10 protein-coding genes and 1 tRNA gene are annotated in these 11,922 nt (G+C 59.0%); 8 read left to right on the top strand and 3 right to left on the bottom strand.

The window, feature by feature from the left end:
• Positions 1-20: 20 nt before the first annotated feature.
• Genes ASE52_RS20200 through rapZ form a run of 3 tightly spaced genes read left to right on the top strand, consistent with a single transcriptional unit; the run spans position 21 to position 3,453 of the window.
• Positions 21-917 (top strand): NAD kinase, encoded by an 897-nt coding sequence (locus tag ASE52_RS20200; protein WP_057228779.1) that lies wholly within the window; start codon positions 21-23, stop codon positions 915-917.
• Positions 918-919: 2 nt separating this feature from the next.
• Positions 920-2,590 (top strand): DNA repair protein RecN, encoded by a 1,671-nt coding sequence (gene recN, locus ASE52_RS20205; protein WP_057228780.1) that lies wholly within the window; start codon positions 920-922, stop codon positions 2,588-2,590.
• Positions 2,590-3,453, top strand: a complete 864-nt coding sequence (gene rapZ, locus ASE52_RS20210; protein WP_010461862.1) for an RNase adapter RapZ — start codon at positions 2,590-2,592, stop codon at positions 3,451-3,453. Before recN ends, rapZ begins: the two co-directional genes overlap by 1 nt.
• Positions 3,454-3,474: 21 nt before the next feature.
• Here the strand turns inward: rapZ and mutY are convergent, their stop codons facing one another.
• The 3 genes from mutY to mutM all read right to left on the bottom strand — a co-directional run bounded on the left by mutY (position 3,475) and on the right by mutM (position 7,425).
• Positions 3,475-4,545, bottom strand: coding sequence for an A/G-specific adenine glycosylase (gene mutY / locus ASE52_RS20215; RefSeq protein WP_057228781.1), 1,071 nt, complete (start codon positions 4,543-4,545; stop codon positions 3,475-3,477).
• Positions 4,542-6,503, bottom strand: a complete 1,962-nt coding sequence (locus ASE52_RS20220) for a dynamin family protein (RefSeq protein ID WP_057228782.1) — start codon at positions 6,501-6,503, stop codon at positions 4,542-4,544. Before ASE52_RS20220 ends, mutY begins: the two co-directional genes overlap by 4 nt.
• 106 nt (positions 6,504-6,609) lie before the next feature.
• On the bottom strand, positions 6,610-7,425 hold the full coding sequence (gene mutM, locus ASE52_RS20225) for a bifunctional DNA-formamidopyrimidine glycosylase/DNA-(apurinic or apyrimidinic site) lyase (protein ID WP_057228783.1): 816 nt from the start codon (positions 7,423-7,425) through the stop codon (positions 6,610-6,612).
• A gap of 29 nt (positions 7,426-7,454) precedes the next feature.
• Between mutM and ASE52_RS20230 the strand changes: the two genes are divergently transcribed.
• From ASE52_RS20230 to ASE52_RS20250, 5 genes are all read left to right on the top strand, one after another.
• The gene (locus ASE52_RS20230; protein ID WP_057228784.1) at positions 7,455-9,233 is read left to right on the top strand and encodes a tetratricopeptide repeat protein; all 1,779 of its coding nucleotides are present in this window, start codon (positions 7,455-7,457) and stop codon (positions 9,231-9,233) included.
• A 17-nt stretch (positions 9,234-9,250) separates the two neighbouring features.
• Complete coding sequence (locus ASE52_RS20235; protein WP_010461870.1) at positions 9,251-9,769, top strand: lipoprotein insertase outer membrane protein LolB; 519 nt, start codon at positions 9,251-9,253, stop codon at positions 9,767-9,769.
• A 36-nt stretch (positions 9,770-9,805) separates the two neighbouring features.
• Positions 9,806-10,663 carry a 4-(cytidine 5'-diphospho)-2-C-methyl-D-erythritol kinase gene (gene ispE, locus ASE52_RS20240; protein WP_057228785.1) on the top strand — a complete coding sequence of 286 codons (858 nt, stop codon included), beginning with the start codon at positions 9,806-9,808 and terminating at the stop codon, positions 10,661-10,663.
• A gap of 30 nt (positions 10,664-10,693) precedes the next feature.
• Positions 10,694-10,770: transfer RNA gene (locus ASE52_RS20245), tRNA-Gln, on the top strand.
• A 56-nt stretch (positions 10,771-10,826) separates the two neighbouring features.
• A complete protein-coding gene (locus tag ASE52_RS20250; protein WP_010461875.1) occupies positions 10,827-11,801 on the top strand; it encodes a ribose-phosphate pyrophosphokinase in 975 nt (324 codons plus the stop codon).
• The last annotated feature ends 121 nt before the right edge of the window (positions 11,802-11,922 follow it).

The raw sequence follows: 11,922 nt of genomic DNA on the forward strand, positions 1-11,922 counted from the left end.
TTTAATGATGTAATTTCGCGATGACGTCCAATTTCCGCCGTGTCGCACTCATAGGCAAATACCAAGCTTCGTCGGCAGGCGCCCTCAGTGACAGTTCCCGCCACGCCCTGGAAGACATCGCCCATTTTCTTGAACGCGAATGTTGCGAAGTGGTGCTGGAAGCAGAAACCGCAAGCAACACCGGAATCACACAATACCCAGTCCTGAATGTAGACGAGATAGGCCGCCGGTGCGACCTGGGCCTTGTGGTAGGTGGTGACGGCACCATGCTGGGCATAGGCCGACGGCTGGCGCGGTTTGGCACGCCCCTGATTGGGATCAATCAGGGGCGTTTAGGCTTCATCACCGACATTCCTTTTGACACGTACCAAGCCACACTGCCACCCATGCTTCAAGGCGAATACGAAGAAGACCTGAGGCCGCTCATGCACGCGACAGTTGTGCGCGACGAGCGCATCGTCTTTGAAGCACTTGCGATGAACGACGTTGTTGTGAACCGTGGCGCGACTTCGGGCATGGTGGAATTGCGAGTCGAGGTTGATGGACGCTTTGTGGCCAACCAGCGCGCAGACGGGCTCATCATTGCATCACCAACGGGGTCAACGGCGTACTCCTTGTCTGCAGGGGGGCCTATGCTTCACCCCTCCATTCCTGGATGGGTGCTGGTGCCCATCGCCCCCCACACGCTCTCCAACCGCCCCATTGTGCTGTCGGATGCCGCCGAAGTGGCTGTCGAGGTTGTGAGCGGTCGGGATGTTAGTGCTAATTTTGATATGCAGTCGCTGGCCTCTCTGCTGCATGGCGACCGCATTCTGGTCAAAAGGTCGGAGCACTGCGTGCGGTTTCTTCACCCGCAAGGGTGGAACTACTTTGCCACTCTGCGCAAAAAATTGCGCTGGAATGAAGGAGGCTCCTGACCATGGCGCTCAGGCGGATTACCCTGCGTGATTTTGTGATTGTTCAGGCACTGGAGCTTGAACTAACTTCTGGTTTCACCGTGCTGACCGGAGAAACTGGCGCTGGAAAATCCATCCTGATTGATGCACTTCAGCTTGTGCTGGGGGCACGCTCGGATGCGGGCGTTGTTCGCGAGGGTGCTGATAAAGCAGACCTTTGTGCAGAATTCGACTGCCCTGCCCATCTGCACCCATGGCTTGACGAGGCGGGTTTCGACATTGACGAGCTGTTGCTTCTACGCCGTACGGTGGACTCCCAGGGCAAAAGCCGGGCGTGGATCAACGGCACGCCAGCCACTGCAACTCAGCTTCGAACCGTCGGGGACAGCCTGCTGGACATCCATGGCCAACATGCATGGCAAAGCCTCACAAAACCAGAATCGGTGCGAGGTCTGCTGGACGCATTTGCAGGTGTGCGCACCGCAGAAACTGCAGTGCGCTGGACCCAATGGCGCTCGGACCAAAAGGCGTTGGAGCAAGCGCGCCTGGCTCAAGCTACTTTGCAACAGGAGCGTGAGCGCCTGCAGTGGCAAATCAATGAGGTGGGCAAGCTGGCGCCTGCGGAGGGCGAATGGGAAGACCTCGATGCACAGCACAGACGCCTCTCGCATGCGCAAGCGCTGCTGGATGGAGCCGAGGGGGCCATCCAAGCCCTTCAAGATGAAGAGACAGGGTCACTTACAGGGCTCACACGCGCACACGATCTCCTGCAAAGCCATGAGCACATTGAGCCTGAGTTCGCCAATCTCGCAGACATCCTTGCCTCTAGCCTCGCACAAGCCGGCGATGTCCTCCACTCGCTGCAGCTGTACCTGAGGCATGCCGAAATCGATCCACAACGCCTGGCTGAACTCGACACCCGCATCTCGCTCTGGATGACGCTGGCGCGCAGGTACAAACGCACGCCCGCAGAGCTGCCCGCACTGCACCAGAATTGGAAAGAAGAGATGCGTCGGCTGGACGCTGCTACAGACCTGGAACAACTGGAGGCTGCGGAGGCCTCCAGTGCCACGGCTTACCACGTATCGGCACGGGCACTCTCCCTGAGACGTGCAAAAGCAGCGCCGAAACTGTCCAATGCCATTACGCAAGCCATGCAGGGCATGGGCATGGAAGGTGGCAAGTTCGAGGTATCTATTGCGAAGGCACAGGAGCCTTCGTCCCATGGTATCGATGACGTGGTATTTCTCGTGGCAGGTCACCCTGGCATGACGCCCAAACCCATTGGCAAAGTCGCCTCGGGCGGTGAGTTATCTCGCATTTCGCTGGCCATCTCGGTGACAACCAGTGAATTGGGCATGGCCCCCACCCTCATATTTGACGAAGTGGACTCTGGCGTAGGGGGCGCGGTGGCAGAAACGGTGGGGCGCCTGATGCAGCAACTCGGTAGAGATCGCCAAGTGCTCGCGGTGACCCACCTGCCACAGGTGGCAGCCTGCGCACACCACCATCTGAAGGTCTCCAAACACAAGAGCCCTAAAGGTACCACCAGCACGGTATCGATGGTGCAAGGCGAGCACCGCGTCACGGAAATTGCGCGCATGCTAGGCGGTGAGCGCTCCACCGGCACTACGCTTGCGCACGCACGGGAGATGCTGGATCTCGCCGTCGCGGCACCGGAAGGACGTAGCTGATGGCGCTTGAAATTGTCCTGATCACGGGTATGTCAGGCTCAGGGAAGTCCGTTGCGCTGCACGCCCTGGAAGATGCCGGGTACTACTGCGTGGACAACCTCCCCCCGGAACTGCTGCCAGCTTTTGTGGCGCTGGAGCACCGCCACCATGCGAACCGCGTGGCCATCGCGATGGACGTTCGCAGCGCTACCTCGCTGCATCAGGTTCCGCAGGAATTGAGCCGACTAAGAAACCAGGGGGTGTCGGTGCAATCGGTTTTCCTGGATGCAACCATTGATACGCTGGTTCGACGCTTTTCAGAAACGCGCAGACGCCACCCCCTGTCGCACGATGACCTTCAGCAGGGGCGTAGGGCGCTAGTCCAGATTATTGAGCTGGAGCGGGAACTCTTGGCCGAACTGCGTGAGCAGTCGCATGTCATCGACACAAGCACAATACGGGCGTCGCAACTCCAAAGCTATGTGAAGAGTTTGCTTGTCACCACGCGGGGACAGATGACCTTGGTATTCCAGTCTTTTGCATTCAAGCGTGGCATACCGATGGATGCGGACTACGTCTTTGACGTACGGATGCTACCCAATCCACACTATGAGCCTGCGCTGCGCGATTTGACCGGGCTGGACGAACCTGTTGCACACTTCCTCAGCCAGCAACCGGACGTATCACTTATGCAAGCGCACATTGAGCAATTCCTGGCGCACTGGCTGGAAATGCTTGATCGGAACCACCGCAGCTACGTGACGGTAGCCGTTGGTTGCACCGGCGGCCAGCATCGCTCCGTCTATTTGGTAGAGCAACTCGCCGAGGTTTTGAGCAATCGCTGGACCACTCTGAAAAGGCACCGCGAGTTGGATGGGCGTTAGTGCACACGACCCCAGCTCCGTTCACCACAACTGCGCCTGCATCGAATCAAGCAGCTTGCGGATGGGCGCAGGCAGGCCAATAGAGGCCCATTCGTCAACACCAAACCACGCACCCTCTTCCGTGGGTTGGTTGGGAATGCTGCCAGATACCACGACGGGGTGAAGATGCAAGTCTCTGTGCGTCAGCACGTGGAGGAAAGGCTGAAGTTCGTTGCAGGAAATGCGGGATGCATCTCCCAAAGATGCAACATATCCGCGCAATGAGGTGCTATCGGCAAAGACCGGGACGCAGTGCATGCCAGCCCATATGCCCACCGAAGGGCGACGCTGCAACCACACCCGCCCTCCGGAACTCAGGAGAACGAGGAGTTGCCAAGATTCTGATCGGCGTGCCAACCGGCGGATCTTGACGGGGTAGCGCTCGGGGTCTCCGCCTTTGGCTGCCACGCAACGGTTTGTCAACGGACACTGTCCGCAACGTGGCGCTCGTGGCGTGCAAATCGACGCGCCAAGATCCATGAGCCCCTGGGTGTACCGGGGCATGGCCGTGAGCAAATTTCTCTGAGGGAGCAAGGACTCCGCTTCATTCCAGAGCAGACGTTCATTTCCCGACGATGCAAGGTCTTTCTCAAAACCGAGAAAGCGCGTCAACACCCTGCGCACGTTGGCATCCAGAATAGGAACACGCTCAGAAAAACAGAAAGCGGCAATCGCCCCAGCTGTAGAACGGCCAATGCCCGGCAACGTAGCCAGCATCTCGGCAGTACGGGGAAAAGAGCCTCCGTGTTCCGCAACGACCTGCTGGGCGCAGCGGTGCAGATTGCGGGCTCGGGTGTAGTAGCCCAGCCCGCTCCAGAGGCCCATCACCTCGTCCTGGTCTGCTCGTGCCAAGGCAGCCACGTCAGGAAAGCGAACAAGAAAACGCGCGTAGTAGTCGAGCACCGTGGTCACCTGCGTTTGCTGCAGCATGATCTCGGACAGCCAAACCCTGTATGGATCACGCGTCTGCTGCCAGGGCAGATGGTTGCGACCGTGTGACCCCTGCCAGGCAACTACAAGCTCAGCTACGCCGTCCCGATCCAGGGCACTCATGCAGATACCAGATGGCTATCCGGGTTCATGGCGTCAAGGCTGGGCAAAGCGACGAGCTGGGATGTCAGTTCCTGCAACCTGTGCTCCAGTTGCACCAACTCATCCTCACTCGCTTCGATTTCCGCAATACGCTCCACCAAGCCACTGGCAGCCTGCTGAATACGATCTACGGCTTCGATGCGACGTGCGAAACTGCGGCGACGCTCCCTCAGCTGCGCATCCAGTTGGGCCGTGGCAGATTTGCTCCACAGTTCCAGATCGTTTGCAGCCGACTCATACACTGTCCGCAAGCGCATGGCCAAAGCCCGGACCAGACGCTCCGCAAACTCGGGCTGAGCGAGCTTTAATGCGTTCCCCACGCCAAGGTACTGGAGATGGCTTTGTTCGATCTGATTCAGATCGTGCGTGAAGTGCTCCAGTTGCGGCGGCGACGGCACTTGCAAAGAAAATCCAAACTCGGCATTGAGTTGCCTGAATGTCCCGCCCAGCATGGCCTGGATCTCGGTTCCCGACGCTTGTGCCTTGTCCAGCGTGCCGCGCAGTTTGTCGAAAGTCTGGAGATAGATTTTCTTCACCCCCAGCTTGAGTCCCTTTTGTTGCAGCGTCTGAGCCAACTCTGCAAGCTCGGCTTTGAGCGCCTTGGCACCCAACTGCTGAAACACATCTCGAAGAAGTTTCAGATGAACCGCGCGCACTGCCTGGATTTTGGAAGTGCTCAGATCGAACTCCCGCTGCTCCTGTTCGATGCGATGGCGCATAGATTCGATCACCGACGCGTTCTTGCCCCGCAAGCTTCGCAACTCGGCCATCTGGTCATCGAGATCCCTGCGCCGGATATTGATGACCCGTGATGTCTCGGTGCGCAAACTGGCGACTCCATTGGCCACGGCTGCCCGCAAAATAGACTGCCGCCGGCCCATGATGCCTTTGGCCAATGCCTCTTCCAGAACAGGGAGTCCGCTGGTCTCCAGCAAAAGGTCATCGGCCGTGATCTTGGCGACCAGGCCTTTCTGCGCAGACACGGGCACAACCCTGTCCAACGGAACCCCGAGCATCTCTGCAGACGTACGGCATTGGCGCTCCATCTGCGCCTGCACCTGTTCAGCGGAGTTGAGCGTGTCCCACAGCGTGTCGATTTTGTTGAGCACCACCAATCGGGCATCCATGCTGTCCGCGGAAATGGCCAAGTGCTCTCGCCAGATGGACAGATCGGAACGGGTAACCCCGGTGTCGGCACTCAGAATGAAAACAACCGCATGCGCTTGCGGAATGAGATTAACCGTGAGCTCCGGTTCCGCCCCAACCGCATTCAACCCTGGCGTATCCAGAATCACCAGCCCCTGTTTGAGCAACGGATGGGGAATATTGATAAGGGCGTGGCGCCACATGGGCACCTCCACCAGGCCCTGAGCATCAGGCACCGGGTTTTCATCTGTCAGGTCATCGTGCCAGAAGCCCAACGCGCGCGCGTTTTCCAGGCTGACCTTTCGCACTTCGGCCACCTTTTCGAGCGCCTTGGCAATCTGGTCCGCGTTTCCAACATCCAGGGGAATCTCCTGCCATCGTTCGGTTTTGACCCGCCACTCGGCCAAGCTCTGCATCTGCAGTCGGGTTTCAATTGGCAGCAATCGAAGGCTGGGGGCCAAACTCGCGTCGTAACCAAGTTCGGTAGGGCACATGGTAGTGCGCCCTGCACTCGCAGGCATGATGCGGCGACCATAGTCCGCAAAAAAGATTGCGTTGATCAGCTCGGACTTACCGCGCGAGAATTCGGCAACAAAAGCCACCATGACCTTGTCACTGCGAACCTGTTCCTCCAGACGGTGCAACCGCTCATGGACAGCAGCGTCCATGAGCTCGTGCGAGGACATCCACTCGGCCAGCCGCTTGAGTTGCTGGGCGAACTCACGCCGCCACGCACCATGCTGGTCGAACTGTTCGTTGAATGAAGGTCCCACTTTGCTCCCAGAGATCTAAGAATGGCCTACAAGGCAGGCATACACAAAATATAGCATCGACCGCGCGTGGGCCGTAATAGAACCAGGAATTTGCGGTCAGTCTGGTTCAGGGTCGCTGGCACACAGGGCAAAAATAGGTACTCCGCTGCCCCTGGCGAAGCACCCGTATCGGAGTGCCACAGACATGGCATGGTGCTCCATCGCGCCCGTAAACATTGGTTTGGGTCTGGAAGTGGCCGGCCATTCCGTCTGCATTCGAAAAATCGCGCAACGTGCTGCCCCCCATCTCCACGGCCCGTGTCAGCACAGTGCGAATGGCGGAGTGCAGCTTGTGCACCCGCTCCACCCCGATGCGTGCAGCGCGGGTCGTCGGGCGGATTCCAGCCAAAAAAAGCACTTCCGATGCATAGATATTGCCGACCCCCACCACCAGCCGGCCAGCCAGAAGCAATTGCTTGATGGGCATCTGGCTCTTTTTCAGTCCGATCCGAAAAGCCGCGAGTGAAAACGCATCTGACAGTGGCTCCATTCCCAACCCACCCAGCAGCTTGACCGCAACAGGGTCGTGTTCTCCTTGAACGTAAACCACAGCACCAAATCGACGCGGATCATGCAGTCTCAGGGTCCCCTCGCTGGTCAGCATGTCAAAGTGGTCGTGAACTCCCGCCGCAGGCAAACCCTGGCTGAAGCGCAGGCTTCCAGACATTCCCAGGTGCAAAAGCAGGACCCCGTTGCTGATGTCAGCCAGCAGGTATTTACCGCGCCGACGCAAACCAACCACGTGCTGCCCCACCAAAGCCTGCGGAACACAACCCAAAGGCCAGCGCAAAGGTTTTCCGAGGTTGACCGCCTCAATGCGCGCGCCCGTGATGGCCGAGACCAAACTGCGGCGTGTCACTTCCACTTCGGGCAACTCAGGCATACAAAGACCCCGGCAATGGGTTAACAGGCATGGATTATTATGACCCGATGGTGCTATTTCACAGCTTTCGGATTGCCGCATTGACTACCGTTTTTGCAGTATCCGCCCACTCAGCATGGGCACAACCAACGGGCGGTGACAGCCCCCCCGCCACAAACGACTCTGCAGTGACATCCAATCCGGCGCTGGATGCGGAATTGTTCTATGAGATTTTTCTGGGCGAAATCAGCGCCCGGACAGGTGACCCGGGGGCTGGCTATGCCTTCATGCTGGAGGCGGCACGCCGCAGCGTTGACGGTCAGCTCTACCAAAGGGCCGCTGATATCGCTTTGCAGTCGCGGTCGGGCGAATATGCATTGGCAGCAGCCAAGGCATGGAAGGAAGCGCTACCCCAATCGCGCGAAGCAAACCGCTATGTGCTGCAAATTCTGGTTGCACTGAACAGGATCGGTGAAACGCCCGATCTATTGCGCCAGGAACTCGCCCAATCCCCTCCGCGTGCGAAGGCCTCGACACTTTCCGCACTTCCTCAAATGTACGGACGTGCGAGCGACAAGGCCCTGGCGGCCAAAGTGGTGGAGGCAGCCCTAGTGGACGAGCTCGCACACCCCGCAACAGGACCTGTGGCCTGGGTCTCCCTGGGGCGCCTTCGTCTGGCGGCAGGTGATAAATCGGGCGCATTGAATGCAGCGCAGCGAGCACAGGTACTGGACGGCGCCAATGAAGACGCAGCCAGGCTGGCGCTTGAACTGATGGAGGAGAACACGCCTGAGGCTGAAGCCCTGGTGGCGCAAGCACTGGCCAAACAGCCGGTGCCGGAATTGCGCATGGCCTATGCGCGGGTTCTTCTGGGCTTGCAGCGCTATCCAGACGCCAGCCGCCAATTGGAATATGTCACCAAGGAGAAACCGGAACTGGTGGAGGCCTGGCTGGTGCTGGCCACTCTGCAATTGCAGGACAACCAGCTGCCAGCTGCGGAAAACGCGTTGCGGCGCTTCATGGAACTAGTTTCCACCTCTACCGATGCAGAAGTGCGCCAAAAAGGTCTGACGCAGGCCTATTTACTGTACGCACAGATCGCGGAGAAGAAGCAGGATTTTGCAGCCGCAGAGGCCTGGCTCGGTCGCATCGACAACGTGGACGAAGTATTCGGCGCGCAAAGCCGCCGCGCATCCCTGTTGGCACGGCAGGGCAAAGTCGCCCAGGCAAGGGCGCTCTTGCGCAATCTGCCGGGGACTTCGCCCGACGAAATCCGCATGAAGCTGCTGGCCGAAGTGCAGCTGCTGCGCGACCTGCGGCTCTACCAGGATGCCTACAAAGTCCAGAGCGAACTTGTTGCGTTCGCGCCGGATGACGCGGAATTGGTCTACGACCAAGCCATGCTGGCCGAAAAGGCCGGCCAGCCCGAAAAAATGGAGCAACTTCTGAGGCAGGTGATTGCCCAGAAGCCCCAGTACCACCATGCCTACAACGCCCTCGGCTATTCGCTGGCAGACCGAGGCGTGCGATTGGAAGAAGCCAAACAGCTGATTCTCAAGGCGCTGGAATTCGTACCCGCAGATCCGTTCATTACGGACAGCCTGGGGTGGGTGGAATTTCGCATGGGCAACAAGGCAGAAGCTCGGCGACACCTTGAAACCGCCTATAAAGCCCGCCCGGACGTAGAAATCGCAGCACATCTCGGCGAGGTACTCTGGAGCCTCGGGGACAAGGACGCTGCGGTCAAAGTCTGGAAAGAAGGTCGGCGCGCGAGTCCTGACAACGAAACCCTGAAAGAAACGCTGACGCGCCTCGGGGTGAACTTTTGATGGAGGGCGGGCAAAGAATGCCCTTCCACCGACTGGCCCGCCAGTTGCTCGCTCAACGCCTCATGGGGCTGTTCTTGTGGGCCGTATGCGCGCTGTGGCTGGCTGGCTGCGCGCAGCCGCCACCGAGCCCGGCAGGCGAAGAAGACGCATGGAGCGGACGAATCGCCCTGCAAGTGGAAGGACAGGCATCCCAGTCGTTCTCGGCGATGTTTGAACTCCGAGGCAATGCCCAGAGAGGCGGACTCGCACTGATCAGCCCGCTGGGCAACCGTCTTGCGCAGCTGGAATGGAAAGATGGCCACGCACAACTGATCAGTGCTCAAGAGACGCGCTCTTCTGATTCACTCGATGCACTGCTGCAAGAAGTGACCGGTACGAGCATACCCGTCGCCGCGTTGTTCGACTGGCTCAAGGGCCTACAAACTACCGCGCCAGGCTGGAGGGCCGACCTTTCAGCCCTCGAACAGGGACGGCTGGTGGCGCATCGCGACGACCCCGCGCCACAGGCCACGTTGCGCCTCGCCCTGACCCGCTGACCTTCCTGACACCTTCATCGCGCACTGTTCGTTGCCATGCAATCCCTGTATGACGTGCCGGCTCCGGCAAAGCTCAACCTTTTCCTCCACATCACGGGGCAACGCGCCGACGGGTACCACCGGCTTCAGTCGGTGTTTATGCTGATCGACTGGTGCGACACCCTTCATTTCGAGCGCCGCGCAGGAAGCGGGATCACCCGCGAAGACCTGGGCACTCCGCTGCCGGAGGTAGACCTCTCCATCAAAGCGGCGCTTGCATTGCAGCAAGCCACCGGTTGCGCGCTTGGCGCGCACATTGGCGTCCTGAAAAGCATCCCCTCGCAAGCCGGCATGGGAGGCGGCTCTTCAGATGCGGCCACGACCTTGCTCGCCCTCAACCGGCTGTGGGGCCTGAACCTGTCGCGATCAGCACTGGAAACCATTGGGCTGAAGCTCGGAGCCGACATTCCATTTTTTTTACGTGGCCACAACGCCTGGGTCGAAGGAATTGGTGAGACAATCACGCCGCTTGAGAAAGCCCAGCAACTACCGCAAGCGCGCTTCGCCATCGTGAAGCCCGCAGCAGGTTTGGAGACAAAAGCAATTTTTTCGTCGCCAAGTTTGAAACGTGATTCAGATAGTGCTACAATCTTAGGCTTTGCTGCAACACACTTTGACTTCGGTCGAAACGACCTGCAGCCAGTTGCCCAGGCACTTTGCCCCGAGGTCACCGAAGCCATTGATTGGCTCAGGGTCCGAGGATTGCAAGGCCGGATGACAGGCTCAGGCAGTGCAGTGTTTGCGCAGATGTCACATGCGGTTGATTTGAGTGGAGCTCCACAGGGCTGGCAAGTCAAGGAATGTGAAAATCTGATGGTTCATCCTCTGGCAGGCTGGGCATCAGACAAGAATTAAGGTTAGCTGCCCTCGGCAGTTGACCTGTGTAGGGGAGTCGCCAAGCTGGTTAAGGCACCGGATTTTGATTCCGGCATGCGAAGGTTCGAATCCTTCTTCCCCTGCCAAATTTCTTCTCGCTCACGCGCAGTACGGGCTTTTTTTTCAGACCGCTGGGACGCTCATGCAAGGCAATCAACCCGACTTCATGGTTTTCACCGGCAATGCCAATCCTGGCATGGCAGCTGAAATTGCCCAACACCTCGGAACCACCCTCGGAGCTGCCGATGTCGGTCGCTTCTCGGACGGTGAGGTCACCGTCGAGATCAAGCAAAACGTTCGTGCGCGGGATGTGTTCGTGGTGCAATCCACCTGCGCTCCGACGAACGAAAACCTCATGGAACTGCTGATCATGGTCGATGCGCTCAAGCGTGCATCGGCAGAGCGCATCAGCGCCGTGATCCCCTACTTCGGCTATGCCCGCCAGGACCGCCGTCCCCGCTCTTCGCGCGTGCCCATCACCGCCAAGGTAGTGGCCAACATGCTGCAGGCCGTGGGCGTGGCCCGCGTGTTGACCATGGACCTGCATGCCGACCAGATCCAGGGTTTCTTCGACATTCCGGTGGATAACATCTACGCATCGCCCGTGCTGCTCGGCGACCTGCGCCAGAAGAATTACGAAGACCTGATCGTGGTCTCTCCTGACGTGGGCGGCGTGGTGCGCGCCCGCGCTTTGGCCAAGCAGCTCAATTGTGATCTGGCCATCATCGACAAGCGCCGCCCCAAGGCCAATGTGTCGGAAGTGATGCATGTGATCGGCGAGATCGAAGGTCGCAACTGCGTGATCATGGACGACATGATCGACACTGCCGGCACGCTGGTGAAGGCGGCAGAAGTGCTCAAGGAGCGCGGCGCCAAGAAGGTGTACGCCTATTGCACGCATCCCATTTTTTCGGGTCCTGCCATCGAACGCATCGCCCAGGGCTCGGCCCTCGACGAAGTGGTGGTGACCAATACCATCCCATTGAGCGACAACGCCCGGGGATGTACCAAGATTCGCCAACTCTCCGTGGCCCCGCTGATCGCAGAGACGATCCAGCGCATTGCCAAGGGTGAGTCGGTGATGAGTCTGTTCTCGGACCAAGACAACCTGTTCTGACGCGCTTCCCTTCGGGAGCGTTGCAGACTGGATTGCACGCAGGCCTCCTTCGGGAGGCTTGTCTGTTCGAGGACATTGCGTGGGCCTGCTGCCAAACAATGGCACAACAGGCCTTTTTACA

The sequence above is a fragment of the Acidovorax sp. Root275 genome (genome assembly GCF_001428965.1).
In the GTDB taxonomy this organism is placed as follows: Bacteria; Pseudomonadota; Gammaproteobacteria; order Burkholderiales; family Burkholderiaceae_C; genus Acidovorax; species Acidovorax radicis.